This is a genomic window from Pseudomonas sp. NFIX28 (assembly GCF_900107395.1).
Classification (GTDB): Bacteria; Pseudomonadota; Gammaproteobacteria; order Pseudomonadales; family Pseudomonadaceae; genus Aquipseudomonas.
In genome coordinates this window covers 151,111-170,644 of sequence record NZ_FNPW01000008.1, presented here as the reverse complement: position 1 = coordinate 170,644, position 19,534 = coordinate 151,111, and the positions used below count along the sequence as shown (strand labels likewise).

Below are 19,534 nucleotides of genomic sequence, written 5' to 3'. Positions count from 1 at the left end.
CGAGAGGGGCAGCAGTCTATCGACTGCCGCCCCGCTTCGTCATCATCGTCCTGGCCGTGCGAGGTGGTATTTCACCTCAGGCCGCCACCCCCGCATCCGCCTGCAAATCCGCTGCTTCCACGGCCTGGATCGCCACCTGCTCGTCGACATCCGACAAATCGCCGCTGATGCCGATCGCACCCAGCACATGCCCTGCCTGGTCCCGGATCAACACCCCACCCGGCGCCGGCACCACGCTGCCCTGCCCCAGGCTGTTGAGCGCGGCAATGAAGGCCGGCCGCTGCTGCGCATCCAGCGCCAGCAGGCGCGAGCCCTTGCCCAGGGCGATCGCGCCCCAGGCCTTGCCGATGGCGATCTGCGGCCGCAGCAGGCTGGCCCCGTCCTCCCGCTGCAAGGCCACCAGATGCCCGCCGGCATCGAGCACTGCAATGGTCAGGGGGGCCGCGCCGATCTCGCGGCCGAAGGCTATGGCCTTGCTGGCCAGGCTGACTGCAACTTTCAAGGTTAAAGCGCTCATGGGTGCCGTCCTTATTTTGTTATTGGGAAAGTTTTTTCGGGTGTTCCGATAAGAAGATCGATACAACAAATAGAACACAACAACATTTGTTTTTGTATACAATAATTCCCGCAAAGCTATCCAGCCGACGAAAAGCTGCCGGTTTATCGGCACCAGACGAACGCACCCAAGCGCTAGAGAAAATGGATTGACCTGCGACGCTTGCCGTGAATACACTCTGCGCAAAGCCACTTGTATACAATTACAAAACGTAAGAGGCACAAAACCATGAGCAAAATGAGAGCAATCGAAGCCGCCGTTCTGGTGATGCGCCGTGAAGGGGTCGATACCGCCTTTGGCATCCCCGGTGCCGCCATCAACCCGCTGTACAGCGCCCTGCAAAAGGTCGGCGGCATCGATCACGTCCTCGCTCGCCACGTCGAAGGCGCCTCGCACATGGCCGAGGGTTACACCCGCACCAAGGCCGGCAATATCGGCGTGTGCATCGGTACTTCCGGCCCTGCCGGCACCGACATGGTCACCGGCCTGTACAGCGCCTCGGCCGACTCGATCCCGATTCTCTGCATCACCGGCCAGGCCCCGCGGGCCCGCCTGCACAAGGAAGACTTCCAGGCCGTCGACATCACCAGCATCGTCAAGCCGGTGACCAAGTGGGCGACCACCGTCCTGGAACCGGGCCAGGTGCCTTACGCCTTCCAGAAAGCCTTTTATGAAATGCGCTCCGGCCGCCCCGGCCCGGTGCTGATCGACCTGCCGTTCGACGTGCAGATGGCCGAGATCGAATTCGATATCGACGCCTACCAGCCACTGCCGCTAGCCAAACCTTCGGCGACCCGGGTCCAGGTCGAAAAGGCCCTGGCTTTGCTGGACCAGGCCGAGCGCCCGCTGCTGGTGGCCGGTGGCGGCATCATCAATGCCGACGCCAGCGAACTGCTGGTGGAGTTCGCCGAGCTGACCGGCATCCCGGTCATCCCGACCCTGATGGGCTGGGGCAGCATTCCCGACGATCACCCGCTCATGGTCGGCATGGTCGGCCTGCAGACTTCCCACCGCTACGGCAACGCCACCCTGCTCAAGTCGGACGTGGTGCTGGGCATCGGTAACCGCTGGGCCAACCGCCACACCGGTTCGGTGGACGTCTACACCGAGGGCCGCAAGTTCATTCACGTGGACATCGAACCGACCCAGATCGGCCGCGTCTTCACCCCGGACCTGGGCATCGTCTCCGACGCCAGCTCGGCCCTGACCGTGTTCATCGAAATCGCTCGCGAATGGCAGGCCGCCGGCAAGCTGAAGAACCGCAGCGCCTGGCTGCAGGATTGCCAGCAGCGCAAGTCGAGCCTGCAACGCAAGACCCACTTCGACAACGTGCCGGTCAAGCCGCAGCGGGTGTATGAAGAAATGAACCAGGTGTTCGGCAAGGACACCTGCTACGTCAGCACCATCGGCCTGTCGCAGATTGCTGGCGCGCAGTTCCTGCACGTGTACAAGCCGCGTCACTGGATCAACTGCGGCCAGGCCGGCCCGTTGGGCTGGACCATTCCGGCGGCGCTGGGCGTGGTCAAGGCCGACCCGAGCCGCAAGGTAGTGGCGCTGTCGGGCGACTATGACTTCCAGTTCATGATCGAGGAGCTGGCGGTCGGCGCGCAGTTCAAGCTGCCGTACATCCACGTGGTGGTGAACAACTCCTACCTGGGCCTGATCCGCCAGGCGCAGCGCGGTTTCGACATGGACTACTGCGTGCAGCTGTCCTTCGACAACCTCAACGCGCCGGAACTCAACGGCTACGGCGTGGACCACGTCGCGGTCGCCGAAGGCCTGGGCTGCAAGGCGCTGCGGGTATTCGAGCCGGCGGGCATCCAACCGGCCCTGCGCCAGGCCCAGGAAATGCTCGAGCAGTTCAAGGTGCCGGTGGTCGTCGAGATCATCCTGGAGCGTGTCACCAACATCTCCATGGGCACCGAGATCAACGCGGTCAACGAATTCGAAGACCTGGCCCTGGTCGGCAACGACGCCCCGACCGCGATTTCCCTGCTCGACTGACCCCTATGTAGCCGCTGCCGAAGGATGCGCAAGATCTCAGGATCGTCGAAGGCCTTCGGCCTTATCGCAGCCTGCGGCAGCGGCTACAGGGATTGATACCTCTACAGGAGACCACCATGCCGCGTTTTGCCGCCAACCTGTCCATGCTGTTCACCGAACAGGACTTCCTCGCCCGTTTCCAGGCCGCCGCCGAGGCCGGCTTCAGTGGTGTCGAATACCTGTTCCCCTACGAATTCAGCTCCGCCGAGATCAAGGCGCAACTCGATGCCCACGGCCTGACCCAGGTGCTGTTCAACCTTCCTGCGGGCGATTGGGCGAAAGGCGAGCGCGGTATCGCCTGCCTGCCTGACCGGGTCGAAGAGTTCCGCGCCGGGGTCGACCTGGCCATCGCCTACGCCCAGGTGCTGGGCAATACCCAGATCAACTGCCTGGCCGGCATCCGCCCCCAGGGCGTGGACGAGGCCACGGTGGAAAAGACCTTTGTCGCCAACCTCAAGTACGCCGCCGAGAAGTTGCAGGCCGCGGGCATCAAACTGGTGATGGAAGCGATCAACACCCGCGACATCCCGGGCTTCTACCTGAACAACACGGCCCAGGCCCTGTCGATTCGCGAGCAGGTCGGCAGCAGCAACCTGTACCTGCAATACGACATCTACCACATGCAAATCATGGAGGGTGACCTGGCCCGGACCATGGCCGGCCACCTGGATGCGATCAACCATATCCAGCTGGCAGACAACCCGGGGCGCAACGAACCGGGGACCGGCGAGATCAACTACCGCTTCCTGTTCGGGCACCTGGACAAGATCGGCTACCAGGGCTGGGTTGGCTGCGAGTACAAGCCGCTGACCACCACCGAAGCGGGCCTGGGCTGGCTCAAGAGCCACAACGCAATCTGATCGGGCAACGCGTCATCGTTCATCGCGGGCAAGCCGGATCGCCGCCCGCTCGCGCCTACAAGAGCCTGCATTCCTGTAGGAGCGAGGCTTGCCCGCGAGACGGATGTCTTGGTACCCCGCACCTTATAGAGCAATAACAAGAGAGGATTTTCTCATGGCTAAAATCGGATTCATCGGCACCGGCATCATGGGCCACCCAATGGCTAGCAACCTGCAAAAAGCCGGTCACAGCCTGTTCCTGTCCCAGCATCACGATGCCGCCCCGGCCGACCTGGTCGCCGCCGGCGCAGTCGCCCTGGCCAGCCCGAAGGAAGTGGCCCAGGAAGCCGAATTCATCATCGTCATGGTTCCCGATACCCCGCAGGTCGACGACGTGCTGTTCCGCCCCGACGGCGTGGCGGCGGGCGTCGGCCCGGGCAAGGTGGTGATCGACATGAGCTCGATCTCGCCGACCGCAACCAAGGCCTTCGCCGCGAAGATCAACGAGAAAGGCGCGCAATACCTGGACGCGCCGGTATCCGGCGGTGAAGTCGGCGCCAAGGCGGCGACCCTGAGCATCATGGTCGGCGGCGATGCCCAGGCATTCGAACGCGCCCTGCCGCTGTTCCAGGCCATGGGCAAGAACATCACCCTGGTCGGCGGCAACGGCGACGGCCAGACCGCCAAGGTGGCGAACCAGATCATCGTCGCCCTGAACATCCAGGCGGTGGCCGAGGCCCTGCTGTTCGCCGCGAAAAACGGTGCCGATCCGGCCAAGGTGCGGGAAGCGCTGATGGGTGGCTTCGCCTCCTCGAAGATCCTCGAAGTGCACGGCGAGCGCATGATCAAGGGCACCTTCGATCCGGGCTTCCGCATCAGCCTGCACCAGAAGGACCTGAACCTGGCCCTGCAAGGCGCCAAGGAGCTGAACATCAACCTGCCGAACACCGCCAACGCCCAGCAAGTGTTCAGCACCTGCGCGGCCATCGGCGGCAGCAACTGGGACCACTCGGCGCTGATCAAGGGCCTGGAACACATGGCCAACTTCTCGATCCGCGACCAGTAAGAGAACGCCAGGAAATCCCCTGTAGCCGCTGCCGAAGGCTGCGATCGCCTGCGCAGCAGGCGTGCACTTGCACATTGCAGGAAGGTTCTTCGAACCTTATCGCAGCCGTGGGCAGCGGCTACAGGTTGCGTGACAGCCACACCTCGAATAACAAGAAATCCGGGAGCCCGCCATGTCGGTCGATCCGCAACAATTCCTCCGTGAGCTGTTCGCCACAGCCATCGACGCCGCCCACCCGCAACACGTCCTCGAAGCCCACTTACCCAGCGACCGCAGCGGCCGGGTGATCGTCATCGGCGCCGGCAAGGCTGCCGCGGCCATGGCCCAGGTGGTCGAGCGCTGCTGGCAGGGTGAAGTCAGCGGGCTGGTCGTCACTCGCTACGGCCACGGCGCCCCCTGCGAAAAAATCGAAGTGGTCGAAGCCGCCCACCCGGTGCCCGATGCCGCCGGCCTGGCCGTGGCCAAGCGGGTGCTGGAGCTGGTCAGCGACCTGTCGGCACAGGACCGGGTGATCTTCCTTCTGTCCGGCGGCGGCTCCGCACTGCTGGCCCTGCCCGCCGCGGGCATCACCCTGGCGGACAAACAGTCGATCAACAAGGCCCTGCTCAAATCCGGCGCCACCATCGGCGAAATGAACTGCGTACGCAAACACCTCTCGGCGATCAAGGGCGGCCGCCTGGCCAAGGCCTGCTGGCCGGCCACCGTCTACACCTACGCGATTTCCGATGTCCCGGGCGACCTGGCCACGGTTATCGCCTCCGGCCCCACCGTGGCCGACCCCAGCACCTCGGCCGAAGCCTTGGCGATCCTCAAGCGTTACGCCATCGAGGTCCCGGCAGCGGTGCGCACCTGGCTGCAAAGCCCGGAGTCGGAAACCGTCAAGCCCGGTGACCCGAGCCTGGCCCGCAGCCACTTCCAGCTTATTGCCCGGCCGCAGCAGTCGCTGGAGGCCGCCGCGGTGAAAGCCCGCCAGGCCGGCTTCAGCCCGCTGATCCTCGGCGACCTGGAAGGCGAAGCCCGCGAAGTGGCCAAGGTCCATGCCGGCATCGCCCGCCAGGTAGTCCTGCACGGCCAGCCGCTGGCGGCGCCCTGCGTGATCCTTTCCGGCGGTGAAACCACCGTCACCGTGCGCGGCAACGGCCGTGGCGGACGCAACGCCGAATTCCTCCTCAGCCTCACCGACTGCCTCAAGGGCCTGCCCGGCATCTACGCCCTGGCCGGGGATACCGACGGCATCGACGGCTCCGAAGACAACGCCGGCGCCATCATGGCCCCGGACAGCTACGCCCGCGCCGCCGCCCTGGGCCTGAGCGCCAGCGACGAGCTGGACGACAACAACGGCTATGGCTACTTCGCGGCCCTGGACGGGTTGATCGTCACCGAGCCGACCCGCACCAACGTCAACGACTTCCGCGCCATCCTGATTCTCGAGAGCCCCAAACATGACGCCTGACAAAAAGGTCAAAATCCTCGCCACCCTCGGCCCGGCCATTGACGGCATCGACGACATCCGCGAGCTGGTAGAGGCCGGGGTGAACATCTTTCGCCTCAATTTCAGCCACGGCGACCACGCCGATCACGCCCAGCGCTACCGCTGGATCCGCGAAGTGGAAAAACAGCTGAACTATCCGCTGGGCATCCTCATGGACCTGCAAGGCCCGAAACTGCGGGTCGGCAAGTTCGCCGAAGGCCAGGTCCAGCTGCATCGCGGCCAGGCCCTGCGCCTGGACCTGGACAGCACCCCGGGCGACCAGCGCCGGGTCAACCTGCCCCACCCGGAAATCATCACGGCGCTGGAGCCGGGCATGGACCTGCTGCTGGACGATGGCAAGCTGCGCCTGCGGGTCACCGCCAAGCACGCCGATGCCATCGACACCACGGTGCTCAACGGCGGCGAGCTGTCGGACCGCAAGGGCGTCAACGTCCCCCAGGCGGTGCTCGACCTCAGCCCGCTGACCGCCAAGGACCGCCGTGACCTGGAATTCGGCCTGGAGCTGGGGGTGGACTGGGTCGCGCTGTCGTTCGTGCAGCGCCCCGAGGACATCCGCGAAGCCCGCGAGCTGATCGGCGACAAGGCGTTTCTCATGGCCAAGATCGAGAAGCCCTCGGCGGTCGCCCAACTGCGCGAGATCGCCGAGCTGAGCGACGCGATCATGGTGGCCCGTGGCGACCTGGGCGTCGAAGTGCCGGCCGAAAGCGTGCCGCAGATCCAGAAAAACATCATTGGCACCTGCCGCCAGCTGGGCAAACCGGTGGTGGTGGCCACGCAGATGCTCGAATCCATGCGCTTCTCCCCTGCCCCGACCCGTGCCGAGGTCACCGACGTGGCCAACGCGGTGGCCGAAGGCGCCGACGCGGTGATGCTGTCGGCGGAAACCGCCTCCGGCGAGTACCCGCTGGAAGCGGTGCAGATGATGAGCAAGATCATCCGCCAGGTGGAAAGCGGCCCGGACTACCAGGCCCAGCTCGACGTCAGCCGGCCCCAGGCCGAGGCCACGGTGTCCGATGCCATCAGCTGCGCGATCCGCCGTATCAGCAGCATCCTGCCGGTGGCGGTGCTGGTGAACTACAGCGAGTCCGGCAGCTCCAGCCTGCGCGCGGCCCGGGAACGGCCGACGGTGCCGATCCTCAACCTGACGCCGAACCTGTCCACGGCGCGGCGCCTGACGGTGGCCTGGGGCGTGCATTCGGTGGTCAACGACCGCCTGCGCCAGGTCGACGAGGTCTGCTCCACGGCCCTGGAGATCGCCCAGGCGCAAGGCATGGCCAAACGCGGCGACACCTTGCTGATCACCGCTGGCGTGCCGTTCGGCCAGCCGGGGTCGACCAATTCGCTGCGTATCGAAACCCTGATCTGAGCCTGTAGCCGCTGCCGAGCCTGCGAGGCTGCGCTCGAAAACGCAGTCTTCGCCAGGCTCGAGCACGGGACTTGCCTGGAACACGGCATTGCCTGATTGACGGCCGCTACGCGCCCGATCGCAGCATTGCTGTGCTCGGCAGCGGCTACAAGAGCCACCTTCATGCCTTCAGAACACTTCAACGCGCATTGCCCCGACTGGGCCACTGCGCTGCTCAACGGCTTCAGCCAGATCTTCCTGCAGCGCCATCCGCTGTGCGGCCTGCTGTGCATGCTGGCCATCCTCCTGACCGCTCCGGCGCTGCTCGGCGGTGCGCTGCTGGGCGGCGTGGCCGGGCTGCTCACCGCGCAGCGCCGGGGCTATGCCAAGGCCGACCGGCAGGCCGGGCTGTTCAGCTATAACGGGGTCTTGCTCGGCCTGCTGCTGAGCCTGCGGTTCGAATGGTCGGTGCTGCTGCCGCCGCTGATCATCGCCTGCGGCGGAGTCAGTGCGATCCTCACCCGGCAATGGCTCAAGCGCGCCCGCGACCCACACTGCCTGCCGGCCTACACCGCGCCTTTCGTCGGCCTCGGCTGGTTGCTCCTGGACCTGGCCGCGCCGTTGCCCGCCAGCGCCAGCGCGCCCTGGGTCGAGCCCGGGGTGCTGGAACTGCTGCAGGCACTCATCCAGGGGCTTGGCCAGGTGATGTTCCTCGAGCATCCGCTGGCCGGGGCGCTGATCGCCCTCGGGCTGCTGGCGGCCGATCGCCGCGCGGCCGCCTGGGCCCTGCTCGGCTCGGCGGCGGGCCTGGGCTTCGCCCTGCTGCAACAGGCCCCCGCCGACGCCCTGCTGGGCCTTGGCGGCTACAACAGCGCGCTGGTGGCTCTGGCACTGAGCCAGGACCGCCGCCGATCCTGGCTGGCGTTGCCGGGCATGCTCCTGGCGCTGCTGCTTGCCCCAGGCTTCGCCGCGCTTGGCCTGCCCGCGCTCACCGCGCCCTTTATCCTTGCCTGCTGGCTGGTCCGCGCCGCGCTGCGGGTGCTGCGCCAGGCGGCCGCGGACAGCACGCCTTGCGCTACCGGGGGCAATCCCCCTAGGCTTCGCTGACCTTCGATTCAGGCGAACAACATGGACAGCAACACGGACAACAACAGGCGCTGGCGCGAACGTCTCTACGTGATGATTTTCCAGACCGACACCGTGGCCGGTCGGCGCTTCGACAGCATTCTATTGTTGATCATCCTCGCCAGCCTGGTGATCGTGATCCTCGACAGCATTGACGAGGTGCACCAGAACTACGCCAATGTGCTGGCCTATATCGAATGGGGTTTTACCCTGATCTTTGCCGTCGAATACGGCCTGCGCCTGTATTGCTCGCCCAAGCCGTTGCGCTACGCCTTCAGCTTCTACGGGCTGGTGGACCTTCTGGCCATCGTGCCGGGAATTCTCGCCCTGTATTACAGCGACGCCCAGTACCTGCTGATCATCCGCGTGATCCGCATGCTGCGCATCTTCCGCGTGCTCAAGCTCGGCCCCTACCTCAAGCAGGCCCACTACCTGCTCGACGCCTTGCGCGGCAGCAAGCAGAAGATCCTGGTGTTCCTGCTCAGCGTCAGCACGTTGGTGACGGTGTTCGGCACCCTGATGTACGTGGTCGAAGGGCCGCAACACGGCTTCACCAGCATTCCCAAAGGCATCTACTGGGCTATCGTCACCCTGACCACCGTCGGCTACGGCGACATCGTGCCCAAGACCGTGATCGGGCAGATCATTTCGTCGATGGTGATGATCACCGGTTACTCGATCATCGCCGTGCCCACCGGGATCTTCACCGCCGAGCTGGCCAACGCCATGCGCGGCGAACAGCTCAAGCACAATTGCCCGGTGTGCAGTAAAAACAACCATGAACACGGCGCCGCGTTCTGCTCGCGTTGCGGTAATGCGCTGTTTCCGAAAGTCGCGCACAAAACGGAATAAGCAAAGTACTTTTTAATCTTTAAAGAGATATATGGTCCCCGGCTATAGTCGGCGGCAAATTGCCTTCACTCTCGATATTTCATGCTCAACAAAAAGGAATGTGCGGTGAAAAAACTCGTTAGCGCCTCTCTCCTGGCCGCCGGCCTGGCACTGGGCAGCGTCGCCCAGGCCGCCCCGACCCTGCTCAACGTCTCCTACGACGTGATGCGAGACTTCTACAAGGACTACAACGCAGCCTTCCAGAAGCACTGGCAGGCCGAGCACAACGAGAACATCACGCTGCAGATGTCCTTCGGCGGCTCCAGCAAACAGGCGCGCTCGGTGATCGACGGCCTGCCGGCCGACGTCATCACCATGAACATGGCCACCGACATCAACGCCCTGGCGGACAACGGCAAGCTGGTGCCGGACAACTGGGTCACGCGCCTGCCGAACAACAGCGCGCCCTTCACCTCGGCCACCGTGTTCATCGTGCGCAAGGGCAACCCCAAGGCCCTGAAAGACTGGCCGGACCTGCTCAAGGATGGCGTGCAAGTGATAGTGCCGAACCCGAAGACGTCGGGTAACGGCCGCTACACCTACCTGTCGGCCTGGGGTTATGTGCTGAAGAACGGCGGCGACGAGAACAAGGCCAAGGATTTCGTCGGCAAGCTGTTCAAGCAGGCACCGGTGCTCGACACCGGCGGCCGCGCCGCCACCACCACCTTCATGACCAACCAGATCGGCGACGTACTGGTGACCTTCGAGAACGAAGCGGAAATGATCGCCCGCGAATTCGGCCGCGATCAGTTCGAAGTGGTCTATCCAAGCGTCTCCGCCGAAGCCGAGCCGCCGGTATCGGTGGTGGACAAGGTGGTCGACAAGAAAGGCTCGCGCGCCGTGGCCGAGCAATACCTGAAATACCTGTGGTCGCCGCAAGGCCAGGAAATCGCCGCCAACAACTACCTGCGCCCCCGCGACCCGCAAATCCTCGCCAAGTACACCGACCGCTTCCCGAAAGTCGACTTCCTCTCGGTGGAGAAAACCTTCGGCGACTGGCGCACCGTGCAGAAGACCCACTTCAACGATGGCGGGATCTTCGATCAGATCTACGGCGGGAAATAACGCCCCAAGGCCAAAAAAAAGCGACCCCCGGGTCGCTTTTTTTATGCCAGTGGCCAGCATCCGCGGCCCGGCAGGGCCGTACCGCCTGGGCTTGAAGCCCCCCGGGCGAATCGCAGCCCGATACGCAGGGGGCCTGCGCGGCGATAGGCGCGCCTAAGCGCTACATCGGTGGCGCCACCCCATCCTTGCCGGCGGCAATCGACTGCGCGGTGAGTGTGCCGTCCGCGCTCTGCGACACGAACATCGCCACCTTGACCCCGGCCTTGAGCAGGCTGCGGTCGCCCGGGGCCAGGTTGACGATGGGCACATCGTCCGGCACCAGGATCTTCTGCTGGCCGCCCTTGTAGTTGACGGTCAGGATCCGCCCGTTGCTCACCACCAGGTCGCCGACGTGGCCATTGGTCATGCTCGAGCCCTTGACCAGGTCGAAGGGCCGGTGGCCCTCGCCGGTGCCGGCCATCTGCGCTGGAAACACATGGACCTCCAGCGCCTTGAGGCTGCCATCGGCCTGCGGCACGGCGGCCGAACCAATGTAGCTACCGGGCTTGATGTCCTCGATATTGGCCAGCGTCACGGCACGGACCTGGGTCTGCGGCGTGAGCTTGATGCTCACGTTCTCGCCGCTATTGGCCTGGACCCGCACCACGTCGCCGGCAATGCTGGTGATTTCCCCGCGCACACCGATGCGCATGCCTGGCGCTTCCTGGGCCTGGGCCGCGCTGATGACCAGCAGGGCACCGAGGGTGATCGCTTGGGCGCCGCCGAGCAGGCGGCGAAGACATGGTTTCATGGACGGGCTCCCTGTGGTGAACGGTGACGCCGACGTCGAAAGAAAGCATTCCAGCGCCCGCGGCACAATGAGCGAACTATGGAAGTGAATGTAAGTAAATGTATCATCGCAGCGCGACACCGGCCGTCACTGCCGCTCTCGGCCGGCTCTGGCCAGGCATTTATTCCTTTTGGGCATGAGTGCTATCGCTCGTCAGCTTCTACCGTGCCACGGGCCAGCCCTTTAGCCTCGCCCGCATCCCTTTCGCTGCAACGAGAACCGTCATGACGTCGAGAACCCAGGCGCTGCCTGCCGCCACCACGAACATCACCCGCGGCATGGTGCTGCTGTTCGCCTTCTGCTGCGGCGCCATCGTCGCCAATCTCTACTACGCCCAGCCGATCATCGAACTGATCGCCCCGGACATCGGCCTGAGCAGCGCCATGGCCAGCCTGATCGTGTCCCTGACCCAGATCGGCTACGCCCTGGGCCTATTTTTCCTGGTGCCGCTGGGCGACCTGCTGGAAAACCGCCGGCTGATGATCCTGACCAGCCTGTTGGCCATCGCCAGCCTGCTGGGCGCGGGGTTCGCCGAACAGCCCAATGCCTTCCTGTTGGTTTCGCTGCTGATCGGCTTCAGCTCGGTGTCGGCGCAGATCCTGATTCCCCTGGCCGCCCACCTGGCGCCCGAGGAATCCCGTGGCCGGGTGGTCGGCGGCATCATGGGCGGCCTGCTGCTGGGCATCCTGCTGGCGCGCCCGGTGTCCAGCGTGGTCGCCGACCTGTTCGGCTGGCGCGCGATGTTTATCGCCGCCGCCGTGTTGATGGCCGCCATCAGCCTGCTCCTGCTGCTGACCGTACCCAAGCGCCAGCCCGCCCACAGCGCCACCTACGGCCAATTGCTGGGCTCGCTGGGCAGCCTGCTGCGCCAGCAACCGGTGCTGCGCCAGCGGGCGTTTTACCAGGCCTGCATGTTCGCCACTTTCAGCCTGTTCTGGACCGCGGTACCGCTGGAGCTGGCGCGCAACCATGGCCTGTCGCAAAGCCAGATCGCCCTGTTCGCCCTGGTCGGAGCCATCGGCGCCATCGCCGCCCCTATCAGCGGCCGCCTGGCGGACGCCGGCCACACCCGCGTCGCCTCGTTGCTGGCCATGCTGTTCGCCGCCTTGAGTTTCCTGCCGGCCTTTATCCACCCGGCCTACAGCGTCATCGGCCTGGCGGTGACCGGCGTGGTCCTGGATTTCTGCGTGCAAATGAACATGGTCCTCGGCCAGCGCGCGGTCTATGCGCTCGACGCCCATAGCCGCGGCCGCCTGAATGCGCTGTACATGACCAGCATCTTTATCGGCGGCGCCGTCGGCTCGTCTATTGCCAGCGCGGTGTACGAACACGCCGGCTGGCTGGGCATAGTCGGCGTCGGCAGCGCCTTGCCGTTGCTGGCGCTGCTGTGCTTTTTGAGTCGTTCGCAAAAGGCGCTGCCCGTTACCGCCTGAGCGCATCCGGCCCCCGGCTTGCGACAAGCGGGGCCCGGCAGCGTACTGGCCCCCTGCTCGACCTGCAAATACAAGGAGTCCCAATGGACCGGCTGGCAGCCATGCAAACCTTCGTTCATGTGGTGCAAAGCGGTTCCTTTTCCGCCGCCGCCCGACTGCTGGGTATCGGCCAGCCGGCCGTATCGAAAACCATCGCCCAACTGGAGGCGCGGCTGGCGGTACGGCTGTTGCTGCGCTCGACCCGTGGCCTGACGCCCACCGAGGCCGGCATGGCGTTTTTCGAGCGCGCCAGGCGGACCATAGAAGAGGCCGACGAAGCCGATCTGGCGGCGCGCGGTGCCGGCGCGGGGCTCAGCGGCACGCTGCGGGTCTGCGCGGCGGTGACCTTCGCTCGCCTGCATATCGTCCCGCACCTGGGGCCCTTTCTCGAACGCCACCCCGACCTCGATATCGACGTGGTGCTGGATGACCACAACATCAATCTGGTGGAAGCCGGTATCGATGTCGCCCTGCGCATGGGACCCCTGAGCGATTCCGGGCTGACCGCGCGGCAGATCGGCGAATGCCGGCGCGTGGTGCTGGCCACCCCGGACTACTTCGCCCGCTACGGCGAACCCGCCAGCCCCACCGACCTGGGCAGGCACCCGGCGATCATCTACAGCCTCGGCGGCGGTGCCCATTGGCGGTTCGAGCGCGGCGCCGAACAGCAGTCGGTGACGGTCCGCGGGCGGATTCGCGTCAGCGCCGCGGAGGGCTTGCGCGAGTCGGTGCTGGCCCACCAGGGGCTGGCCATGGCCTCGCAATGGATGTTCGCGCCCGAGCTGGCCAGCGGCGCGGTACGCGAAGTGATGTCGGACTGGGCGCTGCCTCGCCAGGAGTTATGGGCGGTGTTCCCTACCGGGCGGCTGGCCAGCGCCAAGGCCCGGGCCTTCGTCGAATATGTGCAGCTGCTGCTGGCCCGCGCGGACGCCACTCAGGGCTGAGCGACGTCAGATTCGCCCACGCACCAACACCTCGACCTTGGCCGCCTCGCCCCAGCGTTGCACCCGTTCAATCAGCGAAGGATCGGTTTCGCCCACCAGATACAAGGTTTCGATCGATTGGGCGGCCGCCCATTGGACAAACCCGCACTGCTCGAAGGTGTCGATCGCCGCCAGCTGGAATTCGTTTTCATAGAAGCCGGGCAGCACAGCGACCTTGGCATCGACCGCGCTGACCTCGGGCAGGAACGGACAGGCCAGGTGCACCACGTCCCACTTCGCCACGCGCCAGTTGCGCAGCGCCTCGTCGAAACGGCTGCGGGCACCGCGAACAAACCCCAGGCCGTCGATCACCATGCGTCGGTTGACGATCATCCACACCTTGCGTTTACGCGGCGCCTTGAGCAGCACCTCGCCAGTGACCTTGGAGGCACGCAGCGCCAGGGCGAACACCAGCAACACCGGAGCGAAGTAGCGATACACGGTCTCGGCATTGGTCGCGCGGGTCAGCTCATGCAGCCTGGAAACCTCGCCACGGGCCTTGCGCTGGTCGCCAAGGGTTTCATCGAGCCGGCCGAGCCAGGCCAATACCGGCGGCGCCGAATAGCGAGCGCGAATCTCATCCAGCGCCTGGACCACGGTACCCACCGAGAGCGGCGTCAGCCGCCCCTGCGCCGTTCTCTCCAAGGAGGCAAAGCGCTGACAGAGTTCGTTCACCTGCTCGGCATCGGCGGCGCTATGGACAGTCGCAGCGGCACGGCAGTGCTCCGGCCCCAGCAGGTCGTCGATGTCGGCCTTGAGGCGTCTCTGGGTCGAGGCTTCATAGGATTCGGCCAGTCGATAATCGCTCTGGAACCATTCGGTCCTGACGTTCTGGGTCTCGCTGATCAGCGCCAGCGAAGCCAGCAACAGCCAGCCGTAGTCCGCGCGCTTCCAGCCGATCTCGCCCAGGGGAAAGACCGAAATGAAGATCCAGCAAAAGAAGTAGTAGAGGAAGATCAGCAGCGCCAGCAGAGACGCCGGTGCCAGGGAGAAGTAAATCAGCTGCGGCACTTCGGCATCGGCGAAGCCATGCACGGCGAGCAAGACAGCGACGACGCAGAGCCACAAGGCCATGGGCGCGAAATAGGGTTTGTTCAGGCTTTTCTTCATCAGGCGCTCGGATGGCGATACTCAGGAACACCCCGATGTATCGGCCATCCAATCGGCTGCTTGAACCGGACCGGCCCGTCGCCCGCCCAGTGGCAGCCGCCTACAGGTAGCCGCTTACTGGAACTGGCGCCCCAAGCCCGAGGGCACGCCCTGGATGTCGGTTTCTTCCCATGGCCCGTTGGGGCTGATGGAGCGGCTCCAGCCGTTGTTCCAGCGGTAATAGGTGCGCTGGCGGTAGAAAGTGTTGGTCTGGTTATCCAGCACATAGACACCCAGGCGCGGGTCCCAGTGGCTGTTACCGCCCGGTGGCGGCGCGAAGCTTGCCGAAGTGCGCGGCAGCGGCTTGGCCGGCTTGATCGGCGTGGAAGGTTTGCTCGGGGTGCTTGGCGTCGGCTTGGTGCTGGGCTGCGCAGGCGGAATCGGTGGCGGAGCCCCAGGCGGCGTCGGCTGCTGGACCGCACAGGCGCTCAACCCCAGGACCAGTGTTAACAGGGTGGTACGAGCAATGGCGGTCATGGCGGCTTCTCTTATTTATCCGGGCTGTCGATGGTCAGTTGTTGCGGCGCGGTGGTGCTGCTGGCCAGGGGCTTGCTGCGACCGACCCACTCGCCGGCGGTCGGTTGGCCGGCACGGGAAACGCGCGCCACCAATTGGACTTCCGGGAAGTTCGACAGTTTCAACTGCGGCATCATCGCGTCGGCGTCTCCCAGCTCGACGGTCACTGGCAGGTCGGCCACGGTCAGGCGCTTGGCCGCCAGCGGCGCCGGCGGCCCGGAAACGGCGCGGGCAAAGATGAACACGCTGTCGCCTGGCTGCACCTTGGCTTTGAGATCGGCGGCCAGGTCGACGCGGACCTTGAGCAGCGCGGCGGCCTTGGGCGCAGGCGCCTGGGCCACTTGGCCGCCGCTGGCCAGCAGCTTCTCGGTCGCCCGGTCGATACCGCCCTGCAGCGCGGCCCGCGAGTTGTCGTCCGCCGGCAGTTGCGCCAGCAGGCGGTTCCAATAGTCGATGGCTTGCTGATAACGCTCGCCTTCGAAAGCGGCGATGCCCAGCAGGCCAAGGCTGGTGACTTCCTTCGGATCGGCCTTGAGCGCTTCGTCGGTCAGGGCCTGGACCTTGTCCGACCATTTCTTGCCGTCGGCGAAATACTGCGCCTGCGCCCACTGGCCGAGCAGTTCCGGCTGGCGACCGGCCAGGGCCACGGTGCGTTCGAAGATCTTCGCCGCGTCCGCCGGGCGGTCCTGGGCCATGTAGGTACGGCCAAGGAAGTACAGGCCTTCGGCGGAGTCCGGCTGGGCGGCGACCGCGCGTTCGAGGCGGCGGGTCATTTCCTCCATGGATTGCGGGGCCTGGGCGAATTCACGAGTCAGCTCGACCTTGTCGCTGGCGCCGAAATGCAGATACAGGGCCAGGCCCAATACCGGCACCAGCACCGCCGCCAGCAATGGCAGCGGCTTGCCCAGGCGCGATACCCCAGCCGGTTCCGCACCCTCGGTGTCGGCCAGCAATTCGCGCGCGGCTTCGGCGCGGCCGCTGTCCATCTGCTCGGCGCTGAGCACGCCTTCGGCCTGCTGGCCTTGCAACTCGGCCACGCGCTCTTGGTAAAGCGCCACGTTCAGCGCGGTACGATCCTCTTCACGCTGGGCGCGGCGGCCGCGCAGGACCGGGATCAACAGAAAACTCAGGGCTACCAGGAGCAGCAGGCCTGCGGCGAGCCAGAAATCAATCATTCGCGGTCTTTATCCAACAGTTGGTCGAGGCGCTGACGCTCCTCGGCAGAAAGAGTGTTCGGGCTGTCGCTGCGCTGTACGCGGCGACGCCGGACAATCACGGCGATGATCACCACGCCGCCCAGCAGCAGGCCGGCGGGGCCGAACCAGAGCAAGGCGGTCTTGCCGGTCAGGGCCGGCTTGTAGCGCACGAAGTCGCCATAGCGGTCGACCATGAAGTCGATGATCTGCTGGTTGTCCTTGCCTTCGCCGAGCATGCGGAAGATTTCCTTGCGCAGGTCCGCGGCGATCGGCGCATTGGAGTCGGCGATGTCCTGGTTCTGGCACTTGGGGCAGCGCAGCTCTTTGGTCAGCTCGCGAAAACGCTCGCGCTCGGCGTCGTTGGCGAACTCGTAGGTATCGATCGCGGCGTGGGCCACGCCGGCGATGCACAGGCCCAGCAGGGCAGCGGCCAGCCAGCGCTTCATGGCTTGGCCTCGTCGGCCAGGGCCTGATACTTGGCGGCCAGCTTCTCGCGCCATACCACTTCGTCGATCACCCCGACGTATTTGTCGCGGATGATGCCCTTGGCGTCGATGAAGAAGGTTTCCGGCGCGCCGTACACCCCAAGGTTCAGGCCCAGGGTGCCCTCCTCGTCGCGGATATCCAGCTGGTAGGGGTTGTGGAATTCGGCCAGCCACTTCAAGGCATCGGCGTTGACGTCCTTGTAGTTGACGCCGTAGATGGTCACACCCTGCTGCGCCAGCTTGTTCAGCACCGGGTGCTCGACCCGGCAGGAAATGCACCAGGTGCCCCAGACGTTGACCAGCGCCGGCTTGCCCAGCAGGTCGGCGCGGGTCAGGGTCTTGTCGCCCTGCACCGACGGCAGGGAAAACTCCGGGAACGGCTTGCCGATCATCGCCGACGGCAGCTCGGCCGGGTCCAGGTACAAGCCGCGATACAGGAACACCGCCACCAGCAGGAACAGCGCCAGCGGCAACAACATTATCCAGCGTCTCATGCAGTGGCTCCTGTCATGCCCAGGGCTTCGCGCACCCGGGTTTTTACCTTGACCCGATAACGCCGGTCGAGGGCCGCCAGCAGGCCACCGAGACCGGTGAGCAGGCCGCCGAACCAGATCCAGCGCACGAACGGCTTGACGTGCACCCGCACGGCCCAGGCGCCGTTGCCCAGCGGCTCGCCGAGGGCCACGTAGAGGTCACGGGTGAAACCGGCATCGATCCCGGCTTCGGTCATCACCGAGTTCTGGACCGTGTAGAGACGTTTTTCCGGGTGCAGCACGGCAATTTCCTTGCCGTCGCGGACCACCCGCACCGTGCCCTTGTCGGAGGTGAAGTTGGGGCCTTCGAAATGCTTGGCGCCCTCGAAGACGAAGTGATAACCAGCCAGGGCCATGGATTCGCCCGGCTCCAGGCGCAGGTCGCGCTCGGCGCTGTTCTGGCTCGACAGCACCACGCCCAGGGCGCAGATCGCGATACCCAGGTGTGCCAGCTGCATGCCCCAGTAGCTGCGGGTCAGGCCCGGCAGGCCCTTGAGCAGGCCTTTGTGGCGGGTCTTGTCGAGGATGTCGCGAACCCCGGCGAGCAATACCCAGGCCGCCAGCATGAAGGTCGCCAGCACCGCCCAGTTGAAGTCGCCGTAGGCGATACCGGCCACCACCGCCAGCGCGGCGCTGCCCAGCAGCACGGGGGTCAGCATGCTCGCCAGCCATTTGACCGGAGTGTCTTTCCAGCGCACCAGCACGCCGACCGCCATCACCACCATCAGCAGCGCCATCAGCGGGATGAACAGCGCATTGAAGTACGGCGGACCGACCGACAGCTTGGCTCCGGTCAGGGCGTCCAGCACCAGCGGGTACAGGGTGCCCAGGAGGATCATCGAGGCCGCCACCACCAGCACCAGGTTGTTGCCCAGCAGCAGGGTTTCCCGCGACCACAAATTGAAGCCGACCTGGCTCTTGACCACCGGCGCGCGCAGGGCGAACAGGGTCAGCGAACCACCGACCACGAACAGCAGGAAGATCAGGATGAACACGCCGCGCTCGGGGTCCGAGGCGAAGGCATGCACCGAGGTCAGCACCCCGGAACGCACCAGGAAGGTTCCCAGCAGGCTCAGGGAGAACGCGGCGATCGCCAGCAGCACGGTCCAGCTCTTGAACACGCCGCGCTTTTCGGTGACCGCCAGCGAGTGGATCAACGCGGTGCCCACCAGCCATGGCATGAACGAGGCGTTTTCCACCGGGTCCCAGAACCACCAGCCGCCCCAGCCGAGTTCGTAGTAGGCCCACCAGGAACCGAGGGTGATACCGATGCCGAGGAACGCCCAGGCGACGATGGTCCAGGGCCGCGACCAGCGCGCCCAGGCCGCATCCAGGCGCCCGCCGAGCAAGGCGGCGATGGCGAAGGCGAAGGCTACGGAGAAACCGACGTAACCCATGTAGAGCATCGGCGGGTGCACGATCAGGCCAATGTCCTGCAGCAGCGGGTTGAGGTCGCGGCCATCGCCGGGTACCTGCGGCAGGATCCGCGCGAAGGGGTTGGACGTGACGATCAGGAACAGCAAAAAGCCGGTGCTGATCATGCCCATCACCGCCAGCACCCGCGCCAGCATCACTTGCGGCAACTGCCGGGAGAACACCGACACGGCGAAGGTCCAGCCACCGAGGATCAACGCCCAGAGCAGCAACGAGCCTTCGTGGGCGCCCCACACCGCACTGAACTTGTAGTACCAGGGCAAGGCGCTGTTGGAGTTGCTGGCGACATAGGCCACCGAGAAATCATCGACCATGAAGGCGTAGGTCAGGCAACCGAAGGCGAAGGTCAGGAAGGCAAACTGTCCCCAGGCCGCGGGCTGGGCCAGGCTCATCCACAAGCGGTCGCCGCGCCAGGCACCGAGCAGCGGCACCACGGCCTGGACCAGGGCAAAGCACAGGGCCAGGATCATCGCCAGATGGCCGAGCTCGGGAATGAAGAGTGCGGAAGTCATTGC

18 protein-coding genes are annotated in these 19,534 nt (G+C 65.4%); 10 read left to right on the top strand and 8 right to left on the bottom strand.

Features of this window, described 5'->3' with window-relative positions; genetic code table 11:
* Positions 1–76: 76 nt before the first annotated feature.
* Complete coding sequence (locus tag BLV20_RS17120; protein WP_092303422.1) at positions 77–517, bottom strand: GlcG/HbpS family heme-binding protein; 441 nt, start codon at positions 515–517, stop codon at positions 77–79.
* Between the two features lie 267 nt (positions 518–784).
* Here BLV20_RS17120 and gcl point away from each other — a divergent pair, with 267 nt between their 5' ends.
* The 8 genes from gcl to BLV20_RS17080 all read left to right on the top strand — a co-directional run bounded on the left by gcl (position 785) and on the right by BLV20_RS17080 (position 10,422).
* Positions 785–2,560, top strand: a complete 1,776-nt coding sequence (gene gcl, locus BLV20_RS17115) for a glyoxylate carboligase (protein ID WP_092303420.1) — start codon at positions 785–787, stop codon at positions 2,558–2,560.
* A gap of 116 nt (positions 2,561–2,676) precedes the next feature.
* On the top strand, positions 2,677–3,459 hold the full coding sequence (gene hyi, locus BLV20_RS17110) for a hydroxypyruvate isomerase (protein ID WP_092303418.1): 783 nt from the start codon (positions 2,677–2,679) through the stop codon (positions 3,457–3,459).
* A 154-nt stretch (positions 3,460–3,613) separates the two neighbouring features.
* Positions 3,614–4,504: a 2-hydroxy-3-oxopropionate reductase gene (locus tag BLV20_RS17105; protein ID WP_092303416.1), complete on the top strand. Its 891-nt coding sequence runs from the start codon at positions 3,614–3,616 to the stop codon at positions 4,502–4,504.
* Between the two features lie 172 nt (positions 4,505–4,676).
* Entirely contained in the window at positions 4,677–5,957 is a 1,281-nt protein-coding gene (locus BLV20_RS17100; RefSeq protein ID WP_092303414.1) for a glycerate kinase type-2 family protein, read from the top strand.
* The gene (pyk, locus tag BLV20_RS17095; RefSeq protein WP_092303412.1) at positions 5,947–7,362 is read left to right on the top strand and encodes a pyruvate kinase; all 1,416 of its coding nucleotides are present in this window, start codon (positions 5,947–5,949) and stop codon (positions 7,360–7,362) included. The genes BLV20_RS17100 and pyk overlap by 11 nt, the downstream gene beginning before the upstream one ends.
* A gap of 162 nt (positions 7,363–7,524) precedes the next feature.
* Complete coding sequence (locus BLV20_RS17090) at positions 7,525–8,448, top strand: urea transporter (protein ID WP_092303410.1); 924 nt, start codon at positions 7,525–7,527, stop codon at positions 8,446–8,448.
* Positions 8,449–8,469: 21 nt separating this feature from the next.
* On the top strand, positions 8,470–9,318 hold the full coding sequence (locus tag BLV20_RS17085; RefSeq protein ID WP_092303408.1) for an ion transporter: 849 nt from the start codon (positions 8,470–8,472) through the stop codon (positions 9,316–9,318).
* A gap of 105 nt (positions 9,319–9,423) precedes the next feature.
* Complete coding sequence (locus BLV20_RS17080; RefSeq protein WP_092303650.1) at positions 9,424–10,422, top strand: sulfate ABC transporter substrate-binding protein; 999 nt, start codon at positions 9,424–9,426, stop codon at positions 10,420–10,422.
* A 160-nt stretch (positions 10,423–10,582) separates the two neighbouring features.
* On the opposite strand, the gene BLV20_RS17075 is transcribed toward BLV20_RS17080, so the two are convergent.
* Positions 10,583–11,212: a DUF5666 domain-containing protein gene (locus BLV20_RS17075; protein WP_092303406.1), complete on the bottom strand. Its 630-nt coding sequence runs from the start codon at positions 11,210–11,212 to the stop codon at positions 10,583–10,585.
* 263 nt (positions 11,213–11,475) lie between these two features.
* Here BLV20_RS17075 and BLV20_RS17070 point away from each other — a divergent pair, with 263 nt between their 5' ends.
* Positions 11,476–12,684 (top strand): MFS transporter, encoded by a 1,209-nt coding sequence (locus tag BLV20_RS17070; protein ID WP_092303404.1) that lies wholly within the window; start codon positions 11,476–11,478, stop codon positions 12,682–12,684.
* An 83-nt stretch (positions 12,685–12,767) separates the two neighbouring features.
* On the top strand, positions 12,768–13,667 hold the full coding sequence (locus BLV20_RS17065; protein WP_092303402.1) for a LysR family transcriptional regulator: 900 nt from the start codon (positions 12,768–12,770) through the stop codon (positions 13,665–13,667).
* A gap of 6 nt (positions 13,668–13,673) precedes the next feature.
* Here BLV20_RS17065 and BLV20_RS17060 read toward each other — a convergent pair whose 3' ends face one another.
* The 6 genes from BLV20_RS17060 to BLV20_RS17035 all read right to left on the bottom strand — a co-directional run bounded on the left by BLV20_RS17060 (position 13,674) and on the right by BLV20_RS17035 (position 19,531).
* The gene (locus BLV20_RS17060) at positions 13,674–14,816 is read right to left on the bottom strand and encodes a hypothetical protein (RefSeq protein ID WP_092303400.1); all 1,143 of its coding nucleotides are present in this window, start codon (positions 14,814–14,816) and stop codon (positions 13,674–13,676) included.
* Positions 14,817–14,930: 114 nt separating this feature from the next.
* Positions 14,931–15,332 (bottom strand): hypothetical protein, encoded by a 402-nt coding sequence (locus BLV20_RS17055; protein ID WP_092303398.1) that lies wholly within the window; start codon positions 15,330–15,332, stop codon positions 14,931–14,933.
* An 11-nt stretch (positions 15,333–15,343) separates the two neighbouring features.
* On the bottom strand, positions 15,344–16,546 hold the full coding sequence (ccmI, locus tag BLV20_RS17050) for a c-type cytochrome biogenesis protein CcmI (RefSeq protein ID WP_092303396.1): 1,203 nt from the start codon (positions 16,544–16,546) through the stop codon (positions 15,344–15,346).
* Complete coding sequence (locus BLV20_RS17045) at positions 16,543–17,013, bottom strand: cytochrome c-type biogenesis protein (protein ID WP_092303394.1); 471 nt, start codon at positions 17,011–17,013, stop codon at positions 16,543–16,545. Before BLV20_RS17045 ends, ccmI begins: the two co-directional genes overlap by 4 nt.
* Positions 17,010–17,546: a DsbE family thiol:disulfide interchange protein gene (locus tag BLV20_RS17040; RefSeq protein WP_092303392.1), complete on the bottom strand. Its 537-nt coding sequence runs from the start codon at positions 17,544–17,546 to the stop codon at positions 17,010–17,012. The genes BLV20_RS17045 and BLV20_RS17040 overlap by 4 nt, the downstream gene beginning before the upstream one ends.
* Positions 17,543–19,531 (bottom strand): heme lyase CcmF/NrfE family subunit, encoded by a 1,989-nt coding sequence (locus BLV20_RS17035; protein ID WP_092303390.1) that lies wholly within the window; start codon positions 19,529–19,531, stop codon positions 17,543–17,545. The genes BLV20_RS17040 and BLV20_RS17035 overlap by 4 nt, the downstream gene beginning before the upstream one ends.
* Between the last annotated feature and the right edge of the window lie 3 nt (positions 19,532–19,534).

Coding starts and splice junctions, on each gene's coding strand:
- BLV20_RS17060 (WP_092303400.1), bottom strand. CDS start 14,816: ATGAAGAAAAGCCTGAACAAACCCTATTTCGCGCCCATGGCCTTGTGG.
- BLV20_RS17040 (WP_092303392.1), bottom strand. CDS start 17,546: ATGAGACGCTGGATAATGTTGTTGCCGCTGGCGCTGTTCCTGCTGGTG.
- pyk (WP_092303412.1), top strand. CDS start 5,947: ATGACGCCTGACAAAAAGGTCAAAATCCTCGCCACCCTCGGCCCGGCC.
- ccmI (WP_092303396.1), bottom strand. CDS start 16,546: ATGATTGATTTCTGGCTCGCCGCAGGCCTGCTGCTCCTGGTAGCCCTG.
- BLV20_RS17055 (WP_092303398.1), bottom strand. CDS start 15,332: ATGACCGCCATTGCTCGTACCACCCTGTTAACACTGGTCCTGGGGTTG.
- hyi (WP_092303418.1), top strand. CDS start 2,677: ATGCCGCGTTTTGCCGCCAACCTGTCCATGCTGTTCACCGAACAGGAC.
- BLV20_RS17065 (WP_092303402.1), top strand. CDS start 12,768: ATGGACCGGCTGGCAGCCATGCAAACCTTCGTTCATGTGGTGCAAAGC.
- BLV20_RS17120 (WP_092303422.1), bottom strand. CDS start 517: ATGAGCGCTTTAACCTTGAAAGTTGCAGTCAGCCTGGCCAGCAAGGCC.
- gcl (WP_092303420.1), top strand. CDS start 785: ATGAGCAAAATGAGAGCAATCGAAGCCGCCGTTCTGGTGATGCGCCGT.
- BLV20_RS17070 (WP_092303404.1), top strand. CDS start 11,476: ATGACGTCGAGAACCCAGGCGCTGCCTGCCGCCACCACGAACATCACC.
- BLV20_RS17100 (WP_092303414.1), top strand. CDS start 4,677: ATGTCGGTCGATCCGCAACAATTCCTCCGTGAGCTGTTCGCCACAGCC.
- BLV20_RS17085 (WP_092303408.1), top strand. CDS start 8,470: ATGGACAGCAACACGGACAACAACAGGCGCTGGCGCGAACGTCTCTAC.
- BLV20_RS17075 (WP_092303406.1), bottom strand. CDS start 11,212: ATGAAACCATGTCTTCGCCGCCTGCTCGGCGGCGCCCAAGCGATCACC.
- BLV20_RS17105 (WP_092303416.1), top strand. CDS start 3,614: ATGGCTAAAATCGGATTCATCGGCACCGGCATCATGGGCCACCCAATG.
- BLV20_RS17035 (WP_092303390.1), bottom strand. CDS start 19,531: ATGACTTCCGCACTCTTCATTCCCGAGCTCGGCCATCTGGCGATGATC.
- BLV20_RS17045 (WP_092303394.1), bottom strand. CDS start 17,013: ATGAAGCGCTGGCTGGCCGCTGCCCTGCTGGGCCTGTGCATCGCCGGC.
- BLV20_RS17090 (WP_092303410.1), top strand. CDS start 7,525: ATGCCTTCAGAACACTTCAACGCGCATTGCCCCGACTGGGCCACTGCG.